The following is a 20,746-nucleotide window of genomic DNA, read 5'->3' as shown; positions in this document are numbered from 1 at the left end:
CCGGCGCTCTCGACCTCGGCAGGCGGTGAAGCGACGAGAAGCCGCTGCCGGGTCACTCAGCCCTGCTCGACGTGCGCGGCATCGCCGTCGCCCGGTCCGCTCAGCCAGCTGCGGACGCCCGCCAGTGCGGTGGGGCCGGAGTCCTCGTCGACGCTGCTGACCAGGTCCGCGACGGATATCGCCTGCAGGGCCGCGCGCCAGGCGGCCTCGGCGCCGGCCATCGCGCGGGCGATCGGGCACGGCCGCGTGCAGGCCTCCGGCGGTGTCGCCAGGGGACCTCGCTGGCGGATCTCGGTGCACACGAACGCGGGCTGAGCACCGTCGACGGCGGCGACGACGTCGAGGACGGTGATCAGCTCGGGAGCCCGGGTCAGGACGTACCCGCCGGCCTTGCCCTGCACGGAGGTCACGAGGCCGGCGCGGGAGAGTGCCTGGAGTTGCTTGGCCAGGTAGCTGGCGGAGACGTCATGCAGTTCCGCGAGCCGGGCAGCCGGCACGGGCTCCGTCGCCGTGGTCAGCACCACGCAGCAGTGCAGCGCCCACTCGACCCCACCTGACAGCTTCATGACCCCCCCGGTTTGACTCGGACAAAGACTATCCGACTAATATCCCGGATACAACGTGTCCGAGTTTGAGGCAGCGCGTCCTCGATGAAACGGGCGTGCCCGGGTGGCACGCCGTAGGAGAGTGAGAGCCATGAAGGTCACAGTCATCGGTGGTACCGGGCTGATCGGCTCGCAGGTGGTCCAGAAGCTGACCGCGGCCGGACACGAGGCCGTCCCCGCGGCACCGTCCACGGGCGTGGATCTGATCACGGGGCAGGGCCTGGACCAGGCGCTGGCGGGCGCCGAGGTCGTGGTCAACGTGGCGAACTCGCCGACCTTCGACGAGGCCTCCCTGGACTTCTTCCGGGCCTCCATGAGCAACCTGCTGGCCGCCGGGGAGCGGGCCGGTGTCCGGCACCAGGTGGTTCTCTCGATCGTCGGCGTGGACCAGGTGCCCCAGCTGGACTACTACCGGGCCAAGGTCCTGCAGGAGGATCTGCTCCGCCAGGGGCCCACGCCGTACTCGATCGTGCGCGCCACCCAGTTCTTCGAATTCGTCGATGCGGTCCTCTCCTGGACCTCGGACGACAGCACCGTCCGCCTGCCCGCCACCCGGCTTCAGCCGATGGCCGCCGCGGACGTCGTCGACGCGGTCGTCGACGTCGCCACCGGGGCCCCGCTGCAGGGCATCCGCAACGTCGCGGGCCCGGACGTCTTCGCCCTCGACGACCTCGGCAGGATCACCCTGGCCGCGCGGCAGGACAACCGGGACGTCGTCACCGACGACTCAGCCGGCATGTTCGCGGTCGTCAGCGGCGACGTGCTCATCGCCGGCCCCGACGCACACCTGGCACCCACGCACTACCAGGACTGGCTCACGTCCGCCCGCTGAGCTGCTGCGGTGCGACGAGGGCGGGACTGAGATCGTCCAGCCGTGGCCCACAGGGTCGTAGCAGTCGTACCGTCAGCCGAGACCGCGATGGGCGGCCCAGAGCGCGCTGGCGCGACCGGCGGCCTGGTCGACGAGGGCCACCAGCTCGGGCCTGTCGGGCAGGGGGAACGACACGTACGTGCCGCGACCGCCGCCGGTCGGCCGGCCGTACGCCTTCGCCGCGAGGCGTCCGTCCGGGAGCAGCCGGACGTTGAGTGTGGTCAGCAGGAACTCCTCACCGCGCCGCACGTCGGTCCAGCGGAGTCCTTCGGGGATCGTGACGTTGATGGCCAGGGCGCTGACCTCGGGAGGCACGTCGCTGCTCATGGAGGCATGGTGCCACGCGCGCCGACGCCCGCTCGTGGCACCGAGCGGGCGCGGTGGCGCGCGGGGTTCCACGGTCCGCAACGGCCTGGGTTTCGCGCTGTCCCGGTCGACGCCGCTCGATGTCGTCGGGGCCGGTGGGCATAATGCCGACGTGTCGCACGCCGATCTCACCCTGCCCGCCTGGCTGGACCTGGCCGACGAGGCCGCCGGCCGCACCGCCGCTGCCATCGCACGCAACGCCGACGCCCGCCTCATCGGTGTACGCGGGCACGCGTACGGCGGCCGGGCCGGTCGAGTCGCGTTCTTCGATCGCGACGGCATCCACTACGCCCTGGTGCCAGGCGGCACCGTCCAGCTCGGTCATGACGTCGACCGCCTCGTGCCCAGCGCCCGGCAGCTCGCCGACTTCGCCACGGCCGTCAGGGAGTACGACCTGGCCGGGCCGCTGCACCACTTCATAGCCTCGGTCACGTCGCCGCCGCGCCAGGTGACCCTGCCGGCCCGGCTCGTCGCGGTGAACTCCGACGAGGCCGGCGCGTTGCTGGACGACGACAACGACGACAACGACGATGATGAGTACGGGCACGCCTGGCTGATCGCCGGTCTGGCGCACCGTGGCCTGCGGCCGCCGACTCCCGACGAGTGGGAGTACGCCTGCGGAGCCGGAGCGACCACCCTGTTCCGCTGGGGCGACGAGTATCCCGAAGGGGCACCCTACGGTGCGGTGCCCCTGATCAGAGATCCGAATCTGTTCGGGCTCGTGATCGGCGACGACCCGTACCGGGCCGAGTTCACCACGGATCCGGCGGTCCTCTGCGGTGGTGACGGCGGCGCGGCGCTCTGCGGTGGCTACGGATCCTTCCTGGCCTGGCTCACCCTCGCCACCGCCTACCGTGATCGGGACCTGGCGGAGGCCGTCCGCGACGGCGACCTGACGGAGGAGACCCCGGTGCGTCCCGTTCTGGAGTTGACCTGATGGCGGAGGCTCTGCGCCGAGCTGCGCAACTGCTCGGCAGCGCCCGCCGGGTCGTCGTCCTCACCGGCGCCGGCATCTCCGCCGAGAGCGGTGTGCCCACCTTCCGTGACGACCTCACCGGCCTGTGGGCGCGGTTCGACGCCCAGCAGCTCGCTACCGCAGAGGCGTTCCATGCCGATCCCGACCTGGTCTGGGGCTGGTACGAATGGCGGCGCGCGCGGGTGTCCCGCGCCGAGCCCAACCCCGGTCACCGGGCGATCGCCGCCATCCAGACCCGGGTCCCGGACAGCACCGTCATCACCCAGAACGTCGACGACCTGCACGAGCGGGCCGGCACCCGAGCCCCGATCCACCTGCACGGCAGCCTCTTCGCACCCCGCTGCATCGCGGCGGCCGGCCATCCGGCGACCTTCGAGGACATCTCGGAGAGCGAGCCCGGTCAGCCGGACGAAGGCGGCCGGGTCGCGCCGCCGCAGTGCACGTCCTGCTCGGCGCTCGTCCGTCCGGGAGTGGTGTGGTTCGGCGAGGCGCTACCTCAGGCGGCGTTGACCGCGGCGGTCGAAGCGGCCGCCGACTGCGATGTGCTGCTGACGGTCGGCACCTCCGGCGTCGTGTACCCAGCGGCCGAGATCCCCGGGATCGCGGCACGCTCAGGCGCTGCCGTGATCCAGGTCAACCCGCAGCCGACCCCGCTCGACCGGGTCTGCGCCATCAACCTGCGCGGCACCGCGGCGCAGGTCCTCCCGGCCCTGGTCGCGGCCGCGTGGGAGGAGACCGACGAGGGGTAACGCCGCCCGCGTTTCGGTATCCGGATCTGCCGCCGACCAGGTGCTACGCAGTGTCACCACAACCGGCCCGAGTCGACGCTCCGTCGTGCCGATGAGCGAGCACCGTGCAACAACGTCCTGCCCCGCTACACCTGGTGCTCGTCGAGCGGGGCGAACAGGTGAGCTGTCACGGTCACCGGCCGAGCACGAAGTACCCGAGACCCAGCACCCCCCGGTAGACGCCGACGTACTGCCGCAGCCGGTCGTCGAGTTCCTCGCGTACCTGCGTCGCGCGAGGGTCGTCCGGGTGTTGCAGCAGCCACTCCTGCTGGCCCGCGCGCCAGGTGGACTCGAAGTCGTCCCATTCGCGCTGGTCGGCCGTACTGAAGTGCAGGACTCGCCAGCCCAGGCGACGGGCGTGCTCGACGAGATCCGCGAGCGGCACGGTCTCCTCCCCGAAGATCTCGACAGCTTCGGCCGTTGGCCGGCGCTCCCAGTACGCCTCGCCGAACAGGAGCCGGCCACCGGGCCGCACGTACGCGGCGAGTGCGGTGAGGGCATCGGCCGTCCCGCCGAAGGCGTGGGAGGCGCCGACGCACAGGACCCGGTCGGCTGACTCCCGCGAGGTGGCCGATTCCCCCTTGACGAACGTGACGTGCTCGTCCAGTGACCGGTCAGCCGCCAGTGCCCGCCCCCTCGCGAGAGCAGCATCGTCCGTATCGATTCCCTCGCCTGTCGTCACCGCTGCGCCGCGGACGCCTCCGGCGGCCACCGCCCTCAGCAGCAGCTCGCCCCACCCGCAGCCGAGATCGAGCACGTGCGCGCCAGGCCGGATGTCGAGCCGTTGCAGGAGCAGATCGGCATGCTCCTCCGACAACGGTGTGTTCCAGCGCATCCGGGCATGACGCAGGGCGGCGAGGTCGTCGGTCGTCTGCATCCGCTGAGGGTGCCAAGTCCCGACCGACGGTGCGACCCCGTTTCGCGACCAGCACGGCGACGGATGGCTGCCAGGCCCAGGACAGCCGCGATCACGCCGAGCATTCGGTGTGAAGCGACCCTCCGGTGGCGGCCGAGACCTGCCGGAGATCCGTCCGGGTTTCGTATCGATTCAGGGTTCGTGGGGCGATCGGCGGGCATAGCGTCAGGCGTGGCGGCCTCCGGCCGCCGGGCCGTCCCGATGGGCGGTCACGGCTGAGCAACGGTGGTGCGGACGTGGAGAAGACGGTCCCGACGGTCCTGGACGAGCTGGAAGGCAAGGGCCGGGGCACCGGGCTGCCCCGGCTGCTGGGCGTGGTGAGTCTCGCCCTCGGCGCGGGTGGCCTGCTCGCCCCGCGCGCGGTGGCCCGGCTGACCGGGGTGGACGACTCCCCGCACGCGGCGGGCGTCATCCCGGCGGTGGCCGCCCGCGAGCTCGGACACGCCGCCGGGCTGATCGCCGGGCGCCGCCCCGGCGGCTGGGCCTGGACCCGGGTGGCCGGGGACGCCGCCGACCTGACCCTGCTCGGGCGCGCGCTGGCCGACCGGCGCGGTGAGCGGCGCCGGCGGGTCGCCGTCACCACGGCCGTCGTGGCCGGCATCGCCGCCGTCGACCTGATCGCCGCGATCCGCGCCGGCCGGGCCCGCCGGGCCCGGGAACGGCTGATCCTCATGGAGGTCGGCGTCACCGTCAACCGGCCGGCGTCGGAGGCGTACCGGTTCTGGCGGGACCTGGAGAACCTGCCCCGCTTCATGGCCCACCTGGAGTCCGTCCGCGCCGACGACCTGCGCCGCTCGCACTGGACCGCCCGTGGGCCCGCCGGCCGGCTGGTCGGCTGGGACGCCGAGATCGTCGAGGACCGTCCGGACGAGCTGATCGCCTGGCGTTCGCTGCCCGGCGCCCAGGTGCCCAACGCCGGCCGGGTCCGCTTCCTGCCGGCCCCTGGCAACCGGGGCACCGAGGTTCGGGTGGAGCTGGGGTACGCCCCGCCCGCCGGGCGGCTCGGCCGCGCGGTGGCGAAGCTCTTCGGCGAGGAGCCCGAGCAGCAGATCCGCGACGACCTGCGCCGGTTCAAGCAGGTGCTGGAGACCGGCGAGGTGGTCCGCTCCGACGCCAGTCCGCAGGGGATCACCCTGCACCAGCAGCTCAAGCAACGTCCCGCCCAGCCGCTGCCCACCCGCTGAACGCCTCCGGGAAGGAATGACGATGAGAGCCACCACCTGGACGGGCAAGGACAGCGTCAAGGTCGTCGACGTGCCCGATCCCCGCATCCTGAACGCCCGGGACGCCATCGTGAAGATCAGCTCGACGGCGATCTGCGGCTCCGACCTGCACCTCTACCACGGCTACATCCCGGCCATGCGCAAGGGCGACATCCTCGGCCACGAGTTCATGGGCGAGGTGGTCGAGGTCGGCCCGGAGGTGGACAACCTCGCCGTCGGCGACCGGGTGGTGGTGCCGTTCCCCATCGCCTGCGGCAACTGCGCCTCCTGCCAGCAGGGCCGCTACTCGGTCTGCGAAAACTCCAACCCCAACGCCGGCATCGCCGAGAAGATCATGGGCCACTCACCGGCCGGCATCTTCGGCTACAGCCACCTGCTCGGCGGGTACGCCGGCGGCCAGGCCGAGTACGCCCGGGTGCCGTTCGCCGACGTCGGCCCGATCAAGGTCCCCGACGAGGTGCCCGACGACCAAGCGCTGATGCTCGCCGACGTCTTCCCCACCGCGTACATGGGGGCGGAGATGTGCGACATCACGCCCGGTGACGTGGTCGCCGTCTGGGGAGCCGGGCCGGTCGGCCTGCTCGCCGCCGCCAGCGCCCGGCTGCTCGGCGCGGAGCGGGTCGTCGTCATCGACCGGTACCCGTACCGGCTGCGGCTCGCCGCCGAGCGGACCGGCGCGGAGACGATCAACTACGAGCAACTCGACGTGCTGGACGAGCTGAACCGGCTCACCGCCGGCCGGGGCCCGGACGCCTGCATCGACGCGGTCGGCCTGGAGGGGCACCACGGCAACGCCGCGATGTACGCCTACGACCGGGTGAAGCAGGCCGGCCGGCTGGAGACCGAGCGGCCCTTCGCGCTGCGCGAGGCGATCCTGGCCTGCCGCAGCGGGGGAGTGGTCTCGGTGATCGGGGCGTACGGCGGTGTCGTGGACAAGTTCCCGATGGGCGCGTTCATGAACCGCTCGCTGATCATGCGGACCGGGCAGTGCCACGTGCAGCGCTACACGCGGCCGCTGCTGGAGCGGATCATGAAGGGCGAGATCGATCCGAGCTTCGTCGTCAGCCACCGGATGCCGCTGAAGGACGCGGCCAAGGGCTACAAGATCTTCCAGAAGAAGCAGGACGACTGCACCAAGGTGGTGCTCAAGGTCTGACGGCCCGGGAGCGGCGGGAGGCCGCTGCCGCTCAGGGCAGCGGCCACTCGTGCACCGGGCGGTTGCTGTGCATCAGGTCCACGTAGTGGCGGACCACCTCGCGCAGCGCCTCCGGCCGGTCCAGGTGGTCGGCGGACTCCAGCCGGTGCAGGGTCTCCACCTGCCAGGTCGCCCCGTTGCGCCCGGTCAGGCAGCGCTGCTCGATGATGCCGAGCAGTCGGTCCCGCTCGCCCGGATCCAGCCCCCACCGGTCCAGCCCGTGGTACGCCAGCGGCAGCAACCGCCGCAGCACCAGCTCGGTCACCGGCAGGTATCCCAGGCCGGGCCAGTAGACCTGCGCGTCGATGCCGTGCCGGGCGCAGTTGGTGAAGTTCTCCTCGGCGGCGCTGAACGACATCTGCGACCACAGCGGACGGTCGGACTCGGCCAGGGCCCGGACCAGCCCGAAGTAGAAGGCGCCGTTGGCGACGGTGTCCAGCACCGTCGGACCGGCCGGCAGGACGCGGTTCTCCACCCGCAGGTGCGGGCGGCCCTTGAGCACGTCGTAGACCGGCCGGTTCCATCGGTAGACGGTGCCGTTGTGCAGGCGCAGCTCGGCCAGCTTCGGCACCCCGCCCGCGGCGAGCGCCTCGGCCGGGTCCTCCGGGTCGCAGACCGGCAGCAGGGCGGGGAAGTAGCGGACGTTCTCCTCGAACAGGTCGAAGACGCTGGTGATCCAGCGTTCGCCGAACCAGACGCGGGGGCGTACCCCCTGGGCCTTGATCTCCTCGGAGCGGGTGTCGGTGGCCTGCTGGAACAGCGGGATGCGCGTCTCCCGCCACAGCTCCCGGCCGAAGAACAGCGGCGAGTTCGCGCCGAGGGCCACCTGGATCCCGGCGACCGCCTGGGCGGCGTTCCAGTAGTCGGCGAACTGCGCCGGGCTGACCTGGAGGTGGAACTGGGTGCTGGTGCACGCCGCCTCCGGCGTGATGGTGTCCGCGGTGGTCGCCAACCGCTCGACTCCGTTGATGGAGATTCGCAGGTCCTCGCCGCGGGCGGCGAAGATCTGCTCGTTGAGCAGCTCGTAGCGGGGGTTGGTCGACAGCGTTTCCGCGGTGAGGTGCTCCGGGCGCAGGGTGGGCAGGATGCCGATCATCACCATGTGCGCGCCCACGGTGCGGGCCTTCTGCTCCGCGGCGTTGAGGCTGGCCCGCACGTGCTCCTCGAACTCGGCGGTGCCGGTGCCGACGAGCCGGCGGGGCGCCACGTTGATCTCGACGTTGAACTGCCCCAGCTCGGTCTGGAAGGCGGGGTCGGCGACGGCGGCCAGCACGTCGGCGTTGCGCATCGCCGGCATCGAGGCCTCGTCGACCAGGTTCAGCTCGATCTCCAGCCCGGTCATCGGCCGTTCGACGTCGAAGCGCGACTCGCGCAGCATTTCGGCGAAGACGTCCAGGCAGCGGCGTACCTTCTCGCGGTAGCGGGCTCGGTCCTCCCGGCTGAAGGTCCGCGCACCGACGTCTTCGCCCATGGTCACCACCCTGTCACCGTTGGCTCCCTCCAACCTCGCACGTCCCGGCGCGGGTGGGGAAGACCCGAAGGACTCTTACCTACCCATTCGCGGCCTCCGTGATCCCTGTCGCCTCCGCCCCGCTTCTGCCGGGCGAGCCGTCCCGGCTGGATAGCATGGCCCGATGCGTGAGAAGACGACCCGGCTCTTCGTGGCGGCGGCGATCGCCGAGGCGTGCTCGTGGCTGGCCCTGCTGGTCGGCATGGCGGTCAAGTACGGCCCGCCGGCCGACGAGATCGGCGTCAAGATCTTCGGGCCGATCCACGGCGGGCTCTTCGTCGCCTACGGGCTGCTGGTGCTGGTGATGGCCCGCACCCACCGGTGGAGCCTGCTCGTCACCGCCGTGGCGCTGGTCAGCGCCGTCCCGCCGTTCGCCACCCTGTTCTTCGAGCGCTGGGCCCGGCGGCGGGGCATGCTGCGCACCGCGCCCGAGCCGGCCCGCCCGCTCACCCCGGTCGGCTAGCCGCCCTCCGCCAGGAACGCACCCAGCACGGCGGCGAGCTGCTCCGGCGCCTCCTCGGCCAGGTGGTGCCCGGAGTCGACCGACGCCACCCGCAGGTCCGGTGCCCACTGCCGCCAGATCGCGGCCGGGTCGCCGTACAGCTCCTCCATGTCGTCACGGGTGGAGAAGCAGAACAGCACGGGGCAGCCGATCCGCCGCCCGGCGGCCCGGTCGGCCTCGTCGGCCGCCCGGTCCGGACCGAGACCGGCCCGGTAGTCCTCGCACATCGCGTGCACCGTCGCCGGATCGTGGATTGCCCGGTGGTAGTCGGCGTACGCCTCCTCGCCCATCTCGGCGGGGGAGCCGCCGTACCAGGCGTCCGGATCGGCGTTGATCACCCGCTCGGCCGGCTTCTCCGACTGGGCCAGGAAGAACCAGTGCCACCAGCGGGCGGCGAAACGGGCGTCGCAGCGGGCCAGCGCCTCGCCGATCGGCACCCCGTCGAGGACGCCGAGCCGGCTGACCCGGCCCGGGTGGTCCAGCGCCGTCCGCATCGCCACGTAGCAGCCCCGGTCGTGCCCGACGACCGCCGCCCGGTCGTGGCCGAGGGCGTCGAGCAGGCCGACCACGTCGGCGGCCATCGCCCGCTTCGCGTACCCGGCGTGGTCGGGGCCGGCCGGCGGCTTCGACGAGCCGCCGTAGCCGCGCAGGTCCGGGCAGATCACGGTGAACTCCTCGGCGAGCAGCGGCGCGACCCGGTGCCAGGTGGCGTGGGTACGGGGATGGCCGTGCAGCAGCACCACCGGCGGGCCGGACCCACCGTGCCGCACGCGCAGCCGCACCGGGCCCACGTCGACGTGTTCCAGGGTGAATCCGGGAAACATGGTCTCCCGGTGCCCCATCCGGCAGGCCGGGAAACGCTCAGCCGGTGACCACCGAGCAGGCCGCCACGCCGCCCAGCAGCACCGCGCCGAGCAGCGCCTGGAGCAGCAGCGGCGGCCCGAGGTGCGACCAGAGGGTCGCGGTGCGCGGGGTGAGCAGCTGCCCGGTGGTGACGTTGACGATCCGCTCCACCCGGGGCGGCAGGTCCGCGTCGGCCTGCCGGCGCAGGGTCAGCTGCACGTGGTCGGCCGGGTGCAGCGCGCTCTGCGGCAGGTGGCCGTGCAGCTCCACCTCGTAGAGCAGGCCCGCGGCGTCGCGTACCCGCAGCGGGGTGACCAGGAACTCGGGGCCCTTCTTCAGGTCCTTCCAGCCGCGCCGCGCGCCGCCGCCCCCGCCGCCGGTGGAGAGCAGGCTGCGTACCAGCAGCATCAGCAGCCCCACCACGCTCGCCGCGGTCAGCACCGCGACCAGCACCGGCTGGCCGATACGCACCTCGCGGGGATACCCCTCCAGCAACCGGACGACCCGCCCGGTGAGGATCCGCTGCGTCGGGTGCACGACGCGGAGCCGGAGATCGCTGTCCATGCCCACCACCGAGAGTCCGGGAACGTGCACTGATGGTAGCGGTCCGCCCGGTCGAACGACGTGAATGAACCGCGGCCACCCGGTGGCTCCGGCGAGGTGACATCCCCGGCGGCGCGGGTAAGCGGGCGGCCGAGCTGGAAAGGGGTCTCGAGCATGCAGCTGTCCTTCCTGCGCCCGCTCTACGACCGTCCCGGGCCGTGGTGCTCGGTCTACCTGGACGCCTCCAGGGACACCCACGACGCCCATCCCCAGGTGGACCTCCGCTGGCGGGCCCTCAAGGGGAGCCTGCTGGAGCAGGGCGCCGACCCGGTGACCGTGGAAGCGGTCGGGCGGGCGGTGCGCGGCCACGATCCGGTGCCCGGCGACTACGGCGTGGCGATCTTCGCCACCGGCGGCCGGGTGGTGCTCACCGAGTACCTCAGCGCGCCGCCGTTCAAGGACCTGGCCGTCTGGGCCACGCTGCCGCACACCATGCCGCTGGTCGCCCAGCGGGGCGAGCAGATCGCCTGGGTCCGGGTGCTGGCCGACCGGACCGGTGCCGAAGCGATCGCGATCAGCGCCGGTGGGGTGCCCCGCCGGGCGCAGGTCAGCGGCCGGGAGAGCACCCAGCTGCGCCGGGTCCAGCCGGGCGGCTGGTCGCAGTCGCGCTACCAGCGCTCCGCCGTGGAGGCGTGGCACCACAACGCCGGCGACGTCGCCGCGGCTACCGTCCAGCTGGCCGAGAAGGTCGGCGCGGAGGTGGTGGTGCTGGCCGGGGACGTCCGGGCCACCGGCATGATCGCCGCCCAGCTGCCGAACCGCTGGCAGGACGTGATGGTGCGGACCGACGCCGGCGCCCGCGCCGGCGGCGCCGACCCGCAGCAGATGGACGACATCACCGTGCAGACCATCGCCGAGGTCGCCGACCGGCACGTCACCGCCGCCCTCGAGCGCTTCGGCATGCAGGAGGACGTGGGCGCCGGACTGGAGGCCGTGGTGGCCGCGCTGCAACGCAACCAGGTCGACACCATGCTCATCGTCGACGACCCGTCGGCGAACGGCGAACTCTGGATCGGTCCCGAGCCGACCGACATCGCCACCGAGCCGGGGCAGCTCGCCGTGCGCGACCCGCAGCGGGTCCGCGCCGACGCGGCCCTGCTCCGCGCCCTGGTCGGCACGGACGCCGAGCTGACCGTCCTCGCCCCGGACGAGGCGCCCGACCTGACCGACGGCGTCGGCGCGGTGCTGCGCTACGTCGACGCCGGCACCCCCGGGCGGGGCAATGGCTGACCGGACCGTCGCGGACCTGGTGGTGGACCGGCTGCGGGCCTGGCGGGTGCCGCGCGCCTTCGGCTACCCCGGGGTGGCCATCGCCCCCCTGGTGGCGGCGCTGGACAACGCCGGGGGAGACCCGGAGTTCGTACCGGCCCGCCACGAGGAGACCGCCTCCTTCATGGCCACCGGGCACGCCAAGTACACCGGCGGGATCGGCGTCTGCCTGGCCACCCAGGGCCCCAGCGCGGTGCACCTGCTCAACGGCCTGTACGACGCCAAGCTGGACAGCAAGCCGGTGGTGGCAATCGTCGGGGAGGACGTCGTCGGCCCGCTGGGCGGCGCGCACGAGGAGATCGGGCTGAGCCGGCTCTTCGGCGACGTCTGCAACCAGTTCGTCCGCTACGGCCGCTCCCCGGGGCAGGTGACGGGCCTGCTGGACCAGGCGTTCCGGACCGCCGCCGCCACCCGCAGCCCCACCTGCGTGGTGCTGCCCCGCGAGTTGCAGGAGACCGCCGTACCGGATCTTCAGCCGCAGGCGGACGGGGTGATGACCGCGACGCCGGGTGAGCCGCTGGCCCGGGTGCTGCCGCACGACGCGGACCTGGACGCCGCGGCGTCGCTGCTCACCATCGGGCAGCGGGTGGCGATCCTGGTCGGCCAGGGTGCCCGGGGCGCGGAGGACGAGATCGTGGCGCTGGCCGACCGGCTCGGCGCCGGGGTGGCCAGCTCGCTGCTCGGCAAGCCGGTGCTGGACGAACGGCTGCCCTTCCACACCGGTGTGCTCGGCGAGGTCGGCACCACGGCCGCCGCCCAGCTCATGGGCGGGGCCGACACGCTGCTGCTGGTCGGCACCAACAACCCGTGGACCGACTACTTCCCCATGGACGGGCAGACCCGGACCATCCAGATCGACATCGACGGGCGACGGATCGGCAGCCGCCACCGGGTGGACGTGCCGCTGGTCGGTGACGCCGCCGAGACGCTGCGCGCGCTGCTCACCCGGGTGCGCGACGAACCGAACCGGCAGTGGCGTGCCACCGTCGAGGGCTCGGTGGACCGGTGGCACGCCGACGCGCTGTCCCGGGTCGAGGCGCCCGCCCAACCGGTCAACCCGCAGCTGGTGCTGCACGAGCTCTCCAGCCGGCTGCCCCGCCGCAGCGCGGTCGCCGTCGACGTGGGCTCGGTGATCTACTGGTACGCCCGCCACGTGGAGCTGCCGCCCGGGGTGAACGCGCAGCTCTGCGGCACCCTCGGCTCGATGGGCTGCGCGCTGCCGTACGCGGTGGCCGCCAAGCTCGCCCGCCCCGACCAGCCGGTGCTCGCGCTGCTCGGGGACGGTGCGATGCAGCTCAACGGCCTCGCCGAGCTGATCACCGTGGCGCACCGCTGGCACGAGTGGGCCGACCCACGGCTGGTGGTGCTGGTGCTCAACAACCGCGACCAGTCCGGCATGGGCGGCGGGCGGCAGGTCAGCGGCCCGGTCGCCAGTCGCCGCCCCGACGTGCCGTACGCCGGCTGGGCCCGGCTGCTGGGGCTGCACGGCGTGCGGGTGGACCGGCCCGATCTGGTCGGTGCGGCCTGGGACGAGGCGCTCGCCGCGGACCGGCCGTGCGTCCTGGAGGCGGTGGTGGACCCGGAGGTGCCGCTGAGCCCGCCGGAGCCGGCGCTGGCCGACCTGCGGGGGGTCTTCGCCGCCGGCGACGCCGCCCGACGGGTCCGTGACCGCACGATGGAGGCCCGCATGACGGTGGAGGCGGAGGACCTCGTTTAGCCGTACCGGGCCTGGGCATCAGGAGATCCCGTCCGCCTGCAGGAGGTCCGATGTCCGACGCCGCCGACCGCCGCTACGGGCCCGCGCCGCTGCCGCAGCCCCGGGGTCCGGTCTCCACCGCCGTGGTCGAGGCGCTGCAGCAGCCGCCGCACGACCTGCCGGTGGGGCTGGGCGCGGAGCTCGGCACGGCGGACCCGGTCACCGACGAGGACCTCCAGCTGACCCTCTTCCTCTGCTACGAGCTGCACTACCGCGGCTGGCAGGGGGTCGACGAGGACTGGGAGTGGCAGCCGTCGTTGCTGGCGCTGCGGTCCGTCGCCGAGCGGGCCTTCGAGGCGGCCCTGCGCCGGCTGGCCGGCCCGCTGCCGGCGGTGCTGCCCGGCGGGGTGCCGCGTGCGCTGGCCGACCTGGTGGCCGCCGACGACGGTCCGTCGCTGGCCGCCGCGCTGCAGCGGCGGGCCACGCTGGCGCAGTTCCGCGAGTTCGTCACGCACCGGTCGATCTACCACCTGCGGGAGGCCGACCCGCACAGCTGGGGGCTGCCCCGCCTCGGCGGCCCGGCGAAGGCCGCGCTGGTGGAGATCCAGATGGACGAGTACGGCAACGGCCGGCTGGACCGGATGCACGCCGAGCTGTTCCGCCGCACTCTCGACCGCCTCGGCCTGGACACCGGGTACGCCGCGTACCTGGACCGGGTGCCGGCCGTCACCCTGGCCACCAACAACCTGATCTCGCTGTTCGGGCTGCACCGGCGCCTGCGCGGCGCGCTGCTCGGCCACCTGGCCGCCTTCGAGATGACGTCCTCGCTGCCCAACCGCCGGTACGGCAACGGGCTGCGCCGACTGGGCCTGGACGAGGTGGCCACCCGCTTCTACGACGAGCACGTCGAGGCGGACGCGGTGCACGAGCAGATCGCCGCGCACGACCTCTGCGGGGGACTGGTCCGCACCGAGCCCGGCCTCGCCGCCGACGTGCTGTTCGGCGCGGCCACCGCCCTGGCGGTGGACCGGCTCTTCGCCGCCCACCTGCTGGACAGCTGGGCGGCCGGCGGCTCCTCGCTGCGGACCGCCGGCGAGCCGTCCCGGGTGCCCGTGGCCGCCTGAGGCCGTCGGGCGGCGCATCGGAATGATGCCCAGGGCCCCGCTACCGCCCCGGGGTCAGCCTTCGCGGTCGGTGCCCGCGCGGAAGTTGACCGCCTTGTGCGTGCCGTCGCAGAACGGCTTCAGCGCCGACTTGCCGCACCGGCACAGGGCCACCGTGCCCCGCCGGGTGTCGATGCTGCGCCCGTCCGGCGTGATCAGGGCGAAGTCGCCCCTGACCAGCAGCGGTCCGTCCTCGTACGGGGTGATGGTGGCCGCCGCGTCGGCGGTGGGGTGCTCGGCGCTCATGGGTCGGATGTGCCCGTGCCGCCCGGGCCGAAACGCGCCGCGGCCGACGGACGCCGGTGGGCGGCGACTCACCCGAGGGCCCCGGACCGGCGTAGGGCCGTCGGGCCGACCATTGCCCCCAATGCCCGTTTAGACCCCATCCGGACGGGAAGCCGGGCCGCGTGGTGAGCGAACGAGGCAAGGTGGGGCCGGTGCCCAAGGTGCAGAAGAGGCTGACGGCCGACGGTGCGGGCATGGCCGGGGACCGGGTCGTCGCCGCGGGCAGTACCGCCCGGGTGCTGGTCGCGGCCACCGCCCGGGCGCTGAGCGGCGCCGACTGCGCCGACCTGGGCCAGCCGACCTCGATGTCCCGGTTCACCGCCGCGCCCGAGCCGGTCCGCCGCGCCGCCGCCGTGCGGGCCGCCGGACGGGTCGCGCTCACCCCGGAGCAGGCCGGCGAGATCGACGCCGAGCGGGTGGCCCGGTGGTTCGTCGACCAGTACCCCCGCCGCCGCTACCCCGGGGTGGTGCTGGGCTCCCCGCACGCCGCGGCGGCGCACCTCGCGGTCGCTCTCGGCGTACCGTGGCTGCCCGCCGGCTTCGAGATGACCGCGCACTGGTCCCGGGGCGCGGTGGACCGCCCCCGGGCGGCCCTCGACCACGGCGCGGCGCTCGCCGCCCGGGTGCTGGCCGGCAACCCCGGCCTGCACCTGCGGCAGGTGCACTGCCCGGCCAGCCGGGGCGCGCTGGCGGGCGTGACGGTCGCGCTGGTGGCCCGGTGGGAGGCCCTGCCCCACGCGTACGCCCGGTTCCTGACCGACCGCCTCGACCCCGGCGCCCCGCTGCTGGTGGTCCGCGACGCCCGCACCTGGCCGGTCAGCGACGAGGGGCAGGGACACAGTTTCCAGCTCGGCTGCCCCGGCAGTGGCCTGGAGCCGGTGGACTTCCACCCCGACTCGCACGCGCTGCGGCAGGTGCTCCGATCGGCCGGCGGCGACGGCGGGCACTGGGAGCCGCCGGAGGTCTCCGCCGCCGGGGAGCAGGCCGAGCACGCGGTGGGAGCCGGCTTCGTCGACGGGGCGCGGCACTGGGGCCGGCGGTACGGCCACGACCTGCACGAGGTGTCCGTCCCGCAGCCCACGGCGTTGAGCGCGGCCGTGGCCGATCTCTACCGGCGCTGGTTGCGCCGGGCCGGCAAGACCGGCGACCGGCTGGTGGTCGAGTGCGGGCGGCTGCTCGACCCGTGGCAGGTGGTGCGGGCGGGGCTGGTGCCCTACTGGTGCGAGAACGCCACCCGGCGCAGCGTCGACGGGGTGGAGTGGTGGCTGGCCGGCAGCGAGCCGTTCACCTCCGTGGACGTCCTGCCCGAGTCGCCGGGGATGCGCTCGCCCGCCCTGGCCGGACTGCCCCAGTGGCTCGCCGTGGCCGCGTTCGGCCGTCGGCGCCGGGCGCTGGACCGCACCGCCGCCCGCGGCTACCCGGTCGCACCGGTCCCCACCCGCCGCGCCACCGAGGTGCTCCGCAACCAGGCGTACGACCTGCCGGTCCCGCCCCCGCTGAAGATGGGGGAGGCGGTCGCCGCGCTGCGGGAGGGCGGTGCCTCCTTGGGCCTGGCCGTGACCTGAATCCGGGCGGAAACGCCGACGCCCGGCGTTTCCCACCGACCCGCCGGACCGAGCTGACGAAACATCCTCGCGAACCCGCGGCCGCGTGATTGAGTACCTACGGAGCGGGAACACCGCTCGCTGCGACGGCCCGACCACGGCGTGCAGCGTGCGCCGTCGCTTCCGCGCGTCCGGTGACACCGGCGCGGCACGTGACCCAACTTCCGGCCCGGTGCGTGGCCCGACCACGCGCACGACCGGCTCCCATTCCGGGCGGGGGACCTTCCTGAGGGAGGCGCGGATGTTCGGACAGACCACCACGACCACACCACCGCCGACGGAACGCGGCCTGGAGGACCTGGACGCGGCCGCCCTGGCGTACGCGGCCCGGATCGCGGGCCTGCCACCCGAGCGCCGACAGGAGGCCCGCGACGACCTCGTCCGGTTCGCCCTGCCCTTCGCCGGCCGGCTGGCCCGCCGCTACCGGGGACGCGGCGAGCCGCTGGAGGACCTGGAGCAGGTGGCCCGCCTCGGCCTGGTCAACGCCGTCGACCGGTACGACCCCGAGCGGGGCTCCTTCACCGCGTACGCGGCGATCACCATCGTCGGCGAGATCAAGCGGCACTTCCGGGACCGCACCTGGGGGGTGCACGTGCCCCGTCGGCTGCGCGACCTGATCCTGGAGGTCGGGCAGGCCACCGCGGCGCTGACCAGCGAGCTGTCCCGGGCGCCGAGCGTGGCGGAGCTGGCCGAGCGGCTGGAGACCCCGGAGGAGGAGATCCTCGCCGCCCTGGAGTCGGCCGCCGGCTACAGCCCGGCCTCGCTGAACGCGCCCGTGGGCGGCGAGAGCTCGGCGGAGTTCGGTGACCTGGTCGGCGAGTCGGACAACGCGCTGGAATCGGTCGACGACCGGGTGACGGTCAGCGGGCTGCTGCACCGGCTGCCGTGGCGGGAACGGCGCATCCTCGCGATGCGGTTCTACGGCAACCAGACCCAGGCGGAGATCGCCGCCCGGTTCGGTATCTCCCAGATGCACGTCTCCCGGCTGCTGTCCCGGGCGCTGACCTGGCTGCGCCAGGCGATGCTCGCCGACGCCCCGCCACCCTGGCAGAACGGTGCCGCCGAGTGCGAGACCGGCCGCAACCGGATCGCGCTCAAGCGCACCGGCGACCGGGTGGTGGTGGAGGTCGGCGGCGAGATCGACCGGGACGGCGCCGACCAGCTGCGCCGGGTGATGCTGGAGGCGGTCACCGGCCAGCCCCGCGAGGTCGTGGTCGACCTGGACGGCGCCGGCGGTGTCGACGCCGGTGGGATCGCCGCGCTGATGGCCGGGCGGGACGCGGCGGCGCGCACCGGCGTCCCGCTGCGGCTGACCCGGGTCCAACCGGCGGTGCGCCGCTCGCTCACCGCCGCCGGCCTGCCCGCCACGGCCGACGCCTGAACCACGCCGCCCGGCCCCGGCACGGCCCGCCCGTGCCGGGGCCTCGGCGGCCGCGGCCTGGCGCAGCCCAGCGCCCGCCGCCGCTGAGCCCGGCGCGGCAGGCAGACGACCCGCCGCTGTGCGCGTCGGTCAGTGTTCCTCGGTGTCGCCCTTGCTGTGCGGGTGCCGCCAGCGCTCGTTCGCCTCGGGTGCCACCTGGGCGTCGAGCGGGTTTCCCTCCGGTTCGTCGGTCTGCTCGAAGCTGGGCCGGCGCACCTGCTCCGGCTCGGGTACCTCGACCGGCCGGGCCCCGGACTGCGGGGCGGGCTGGTAGGCCACCGCCTCCCGCGCGCCGTGGGCGCCCTCGGCCGCCGGTGACTCCGGCCGGTGCGGTTCGTGTCGCATCTCCTCGTGGAACTCCTGGGCCGGGCGGGTGGTGCGCTGCGGCAGGTCGCGGCCCAGGTCGGCGACGAGCGGGCCGTACTTGGCGTCGAAGGCGGGGCGCTCGGAGCGGATCCGGGGCATCCGGTCGAAGTTGCGCAGCGGGGGCGGGCAGGTGGTGGCCCACTCCAGGGAGTTGCCGAAGCCCCAGGGGTCGTCCACGGTCACCATCGCCCCGTACCGCCAGGACTTCCAGACGTTGTGGATGAAGAACAGCGTGGACGCGCCGAGCACGAAGGAGCCGACGGTGGAGATCATGTTGAGCGTGGTGAAGCCGTCGGTGGGCAGGTAGTCGGCGTAGCGGCGGGGCATCCCCTCGCTGCCGAGCCAGTGCTGTACCAGGAAGGTGGCGTGGAAACCGATGAACATCGTCCAGAAGTGAATCTTGCCGAGCCGCTCGTCGAGCAGCCGGCCGGTCATCTTCGGGAACCAGAAGTAGGCCCCACCGAAGGCCGCGAACACGATGGTGCCGAAGAGCACGTAGTGGAAATGCGCCACCACGAAGTAGGTGTCGTGCAGGTGGAAGTCCGCCGGCGGGCTGGCCAGCAGCACCCCGGTGAGGCCGCCGAGCAGGAAGGTGACCAGGAAGCCGATGGCGAAGAGCATCGGCGTCTCGAAGGTGAGCTGCCCCTTCCACATGGAGCCGACCCAGTTGAAGAACTTCACCCCGGTCGGTACGGCGATCAGGTAGCTGAGGAAGCTGAAGAAGGGCAGCAGCACCTGGCCGGTGGCGAACATGTGGTGCGCCCAGACCGTCATCGACAGCACCGTGATCGCGACGGTGGCGAGCACCAGACCGGTATAGCCGAAGATCGGCTTGCGGGCGAAGACCGGGATGATCTCGGTGACGATGCCGAAGAACGGCAGCGCGACGATGTAGACCTCGGGGTGGCCGAAGAACCAGAACAGGTGCTGCCAGAGCATCGGCCCGCCGGTGGCCGGGTCGAAGACGTGCGCGTTGAGCAGCCGGTCGGCGGCGAGCGCGAAGAGCGCGGCGGCCAGCAGCGGGAAGACCAGGATCACCAGGACGCTGGTCAACAGCAGGTTCCAGGTGAAGATCGGCATCCGGAACATGGTCATGCCCGGGGCGCGCAGGGTGAGGATCGTGGTGATCAGGTTGACCGCGCCGAGGATGGTGCCCAGACCGGAGAGGGCCAGGCCGACCACCCACATGTTCGCGCCGACGCCCGGCGAGTGTTCGGCGCTGCTCAGGGGGGTGTACGCCGTCCAGCCGAAGTCGGCCGCTCCGCTCGGGGTGGCGAATCCGGCGACCACCATGGTCCCGCCGAACAGGTAGAGCCAGTACGCCAGGGCGTTGAGCCGGGGGAACGCGACATCGGGCGCGCCGATCTGCAAGGGCACCACGTAGTTGCCGAAGCCGAACACCAGGGGCGTCGCGAAGAGCAGCAGCATGATCGTGCCGTGCATGGTGAACATCTGGTTGTACTGCTCGGCGGAGAGGATCTGCAGGTTGGGCCGGGCCAGCTCGGCCCGGATCAGCAGCGCCAGCACCCCGCCGATGAGGAAGAAGATGAACGAGGTCGACAGGTACAGCAGGCCGATCTGCTTGGCGTCGGTCGTCCCGAGCAGCTTGATCAGCTTGGCTCCCGGCAGCGCCGGCCGGACCGGGCCCGGGTGGCCGCCGAACCGCGCCGGGGCCAGGACCGCCGGCCCCCGGTCTCGCGCCGGCTCCGTGGGTACCCGTCTGGGCATCGGCTCTCACCCCGTCGTCACGGACAGAAGGACGGGCGTGGCTGACCGCCCCCGCATCCATGTAACCAGGCGAAAGAGGGAATTATGGTCAATTAGCCGGTACGACGGCCCAGACGACCTTCCCGTCGGCCAGTGGGGCGCTGCCCCACCGCTGCGCCATCTCCCGGACCAGCATCAGGCCGCGCCCGCCCTCGGCGCGCAGCTCCGGGCTGGCCGCCCGAGCCGCGGTGCGACTGCCGTCGGCGACCGCCACGTGCAGGTATGGCCGGCGCAGCGTGAGAGTCACCTGCATCGGGGTGTGCGCGTGCCGCACCACGTTGCCGACCAGCTCGCTGAGCACCAGCGACGCCGGACCGACCAGCTCCGGCGCGTTCCACCGGCCGCAGGCCTCGCCGACCAGCTCTCGGGCCCGCCGGCAGGCGCTGGCCACCGGCTCCAGCCGGGCCCGCAGCCGCAAGGCGGCGCTCTCGCCGGCCAGCCGGGTCGCCTCGGCGCAGTCCCGGTGCACCGGCACCACCCGGCAGGTGCTGGACTCGGCGAGCCAGGCGGCCGCGTCCGAGGGCGGAGCGCAGAGCAGCACCGGTACGGCCGGCCAGTCGGCGGCCTGTCGGGCCGTGGCGGCGAAGACGGAGAGCGCGAGCCGGTCACCGACCGTGACCCGGGCCAGATCGACCACCAGCGCGTCCGGCTGGGAGGAGAGACAGCGATCCAGCACCGTGTGCACCGACCTCATGGTGCCCAGGTCGAGCGCGCCGTGCAGGCGCACGACGGTCACGGGGGACTCGTCGTGCACCTCGCAGGTGATCCGGCTCGCCAT

20 protein-coding genes are annotated in these 20,746 nt (G+C 73.4%); 11 read left to right on the top strand and 9 right to left on the bottom strand.

What is annotated here, in order from left to right; translation table 11 throughout:
* Window positions 1–56 precede the first annotated feature (56 nt).
* Window positions 57–566 (bottom strand): RrF2 family transcriptional regulator, encoded by a 510-nt coding sequence (locus ACSNN7_RS03670; RefSeq protein ID WP_436679101.1) that lies wholly within the window; start codon window positions 564–566, stop codon window positions 57–59.
* 130 nt (window positions 567–696) lie between these two features.
* On the opposite strand from ACSNN7_RS03670, the gene ACSNN7_RS03665 reads away from it, so the two are divergent.
* The gene (locus tag ACSNN7_RS03665; RefSeq protein WP_436679100.1) at window positions 697–1,437 is read left to right on the top strand and encodes an SDR family oxidoreductase; all 741 of its coding nucleotides are present in this window, start codon (window positions 697–699) and stop codon (window positions 1,435–1,437) included.
* Window positions 1,438–1,509: 72 nt separating this feature from the next.
* Here the strand turns inward: ACSNN7_RS03665 and ACSNN7_RS03660 are convergent, their stop codons facing one another.
* Window positions 1,510–1,803, bottom strand: coding sequence for a hypothetical protein (locus tag ACSNN7_RS03660; protein WP_436679099.1), 294 nt, complete (start codon window positions 1,801–1,803; stop codon window positions 1,510–1,512).
* A 151-nt stretch (window positions 1,804–1,954) separates the two neighbouring features.
* Between ACSNN7_RS03660 and ACSNN7_RS03655 the strand changes: the two genes are divergently transcribed.
* Window positions 1,955–2,779 carry a hypothetical protein gene (locus tag ACSNN7_RS03655; protein ID WP_436679098.1) on the top strand — a complete coding sequence of 275 codons (825 nt, stop codon included), beginning with the start codon at window positions 1,955–1,957 and terminating at the stop codon, window positions 2,777–2,779.
* On the top strand, window positions 2,779–3,567 hold the full coding sequence (locus tag ACSNN7_RS03650) for an SIR2 family NAD-dependent protein deacylase (protein WP_436679097.1): 789 nt from the start codon (window positions 2,779–2,781) through the stop codon (window positions 3,565–3,567). Before ACSNN7_RS03655 ends, ACSNN7_RS03650 begins: the two co-directional genes overlap by 1 nt.
* A gap of 172 nt (window positions 3,568–3,739) precedes the next feature.
* Here ACSNN7_RS03650 and ACSNN7_RS03645 read toward each other — a convergent pair whose 3' ends face one another.
* Window positions 3,740–4,483, bottom strand: a complete 744-nt coding sequence (locus ACSNN7_RS03645; protein WP_436679096.1) for an SAM-dependent methyltransferase — start codon at window positions 4,481–4,483, stop codon at window positions 3,740–3,742.
* Window positions 4,484–4,758: 275 nt separating this feature from the next.
* Here ACSNN7_RS03645 and ACSNN7_RS03640 point away from each other — a divergent pair, with 275 nt between their 5' ends.
* On the top strand, window positions 4,759–5,706 hold the full coding sequence (locus tag ACSNN7_RS03640; RefSeq protein ID WP_436679095.1) for an SRPBCC family protein: 948 nt from the start codon (window positions 4,759–4,761) through the stop codon (window positions 5,704–5,706).
* Between the two features lie 22 nt (window positions 5,707–5,728).
* Complete coding sequence (locus ACSNN7_RS03635) at window positions 5,729–6,901, top strand: zinc-dependent alcohol dehydrogenase (RefSeq protein WP_436679094.1); 1,173 nt, start codon at window positions 5,729–5,731, stop codon at window positions 6,899–6,901.
* A 31-nt stretch (window positions 6,902–6,932) separates the two neighbouring features.
* Here the strand turns inward: ACSNN7_RS03635 and ACSNN7_RS03630 are convergent, their stop codons facing one another.
* The gene (locus tag ACSNN7_RS03630) at window positions 6,933–8,411 is read right to left on the bottom strand and encodes a glutamate--cysteine ligase (RefSeq protein ID WP_436679093.1); all 1,479 of its coding nucleotides are present in this window, start codon (window positions 8,409–8,411) and stop codon (window positions 6,933–6,935) included.
* A 163-nt stretch (window positions 8,412–8,574) separates the two neighbouring features.
* Between ACSNN7_RS03630 and ACSNN7_RS03625 the strand changes: the two genes are divergently transcribed.
* On the top strand, window positions 8,575–8,913 hold the full coding sequence (locus tag ACSNN7_RS03625) for a DUF3817 domain-containing protein (RefSeq protein WP_436679092.1): 339 nt from the start codon (window positions 8,575–8,577) through the stop codon (window positions 8,911–8,913).
* On the opposite strand, the gene ACSNN7_RS03620 is transcribed toward ACSNN7_RS03625, so the two are convergent.
* Window positions 8,910–9,776, bottom strand: coding sequence for an alpha/beta fold hydrolase (locus ACSNN7_RS03620; protein WP_436679091.1), 867 nt, complete (start codon window positions 9,774–9,776; stop codon window positions 8,910–8,912). The genes ACSNN7_RS03625 and ACSNN7_RS03620 overlap by 4 nt on opposite strands.
* Before the next feature lie 37 nt (window positions 9,777–9,813).
* Window positions 9,814–10,368: a hypothetical protein gene (locus ACSNN7_RS03615; RefSeq protein ID WP_436679112.1), complete on the bottom strand. Its 555-nt coding sequence runs from the start codon at window positions 10,366–10,368 to the stop codon at window positions 9,814–9,816.
* Window positions 10,369–10,512: 144 nt separating this feature from the next.
* Between ACSNN7_RS03615 and ACSNN7_RS03610 the strand changes: the two genes are divergently transcribed.
* The 3 genes from ACSNN7_RS03610 to ACSNN7_RS03600 are packed head-to-tail and all read left to right on the top strand — an operon-like array spanning window position 10,513 to window position 14,487.
* Window positions 10,513–11,628, top strand: a complete 1,116-nt coding sequence (locus ACSNN7_RS03610; protein ID WP_436679090.1) for a Vms1/Ankzf1 family peptidyl-tRNA hydrolase — start codon at window positions 10,513–10,515, stop codon at window positions 11,626–11,628.
* Window positions 11,621–13,384 carry a thiamine pyrophosphate-binding protein gene (locus tag ACSNN7_RS03605; protein WP_436679089.1) on the top strand — a complete coding sequence of 588 codons (1,764 nt, stop codon included), beginning with the start codon at window positions 11,621–11,623 and terminating at the stop codon, window positions 13,382–13,384. Before ACSNN7_RS03610 ends, ACSNN7_RS03605 begins: the two co-directional genes overlap by 8 nt.
* A gap of 50 nt (window positions 13,385–13,434) precedes the next feature.
* Window positions 13,435–14,487, top strand: a complete 1,053-nt coding sequence (locus ACSNN7_RS03600) for an iron-containing redox enzyme family protein (protein WP_436679088.1) — start codon at window positions 13,435–13,437, stop codon at window positions 14,485–14,487.
* A 54-nt stretch (window positions 14,488–14,541) separates the two neighbouring features.
* Here ACSNN7_RS03600 and ACSNN7_RS03595 read toward each other — a convergent pair whose 3' ends face one another.
* Complete coding sequence (locus ACSNN7_RS03595; RefSeq protein ID WP_436679086.1) at window positions 14,542–14,772, bottom strand: CDGSH iron-sulfur domain-containing protein; 231 nt, start codon at window positions 14,770–14,772, stop codon at window positions 14,542–14,544.
* Between the two features lie 233 nt (window positions 14,773–15,005).
* Between ACSNN7_RS03595 and ACSNN7_RS03590 the strand changes: the two genes are divergently transcribed.
* Both ACSNN7_RS03590 and ACSNN7_RS03585 read left to right on the top strand, forming a co-directional pair.
* A complete protein-coding gene (locus tag ACSNN7_RS03590; RefSeq protein WP_436679110.1) occupies window positions 15,006–16,376 on the top strand; it encodes a hypothetical protein in 1,371 nt (456 codons plus the stop codon).
* 280 nt (window positions 16,377–16,656) lie between these two features.
* Window positions 16,657–17,796: a SigB/SigF/SigG family RNA polymerase sigma factor gene (locus ACSNN7_RS03585; RefSeq protein ID WP_436679085.1), complete on the top strand. Its 1,140-nt coding sequence runs from the start codon at window positions 16,657–16,659 to the stop codon at window positions 17,794–17,796.
* A gap of 129 nt (window positions 17,797–17,925) precedes the next feature.
* Here ACSNN7_RS03585 and ctaD read toward each other — a convergent pair whose 3' ends face one another.
* Together ctaD and ACSNN7_RS03575 are read right to left on the bottom strand one after the other, a co-directional pair.
* On the bottom strand, window positions 17,926–19,929 hold the full coding sequence (gene ctaD, locus ACSNN7_RS03580; protein ID WP_436679083.1) for an aa3-type cytochrome oxidase subunit I: 2,004 nt from the start codon (window positions 19,927–19,929) through the stop codon (window positions 17,926–17,928).
* Window positions 19,930–20,017: 88 nt separating this feature from the next.
* Window positions 20,018–20,746, bottom strand: coding sequence for an ATP-binding protein (locus ACSNN7_RS03575; protein WP_436679082.1), 729 nt, complete (start codon window positions 20,744–20,746; stop codon window positions 20,018–20,020).

Source organism: Micromonospora sp. URMC 105, from assembly GCF_051386295.1.
Taxonomy (GTDB): Bacteria; Actinomycetota; Actinomycetes; order Mycobacteriales; family Micromonosporaceae; genus Micromonospora.
This window is presented reverse-complemented; position numbering and strand designations above follow the sequence as displayed.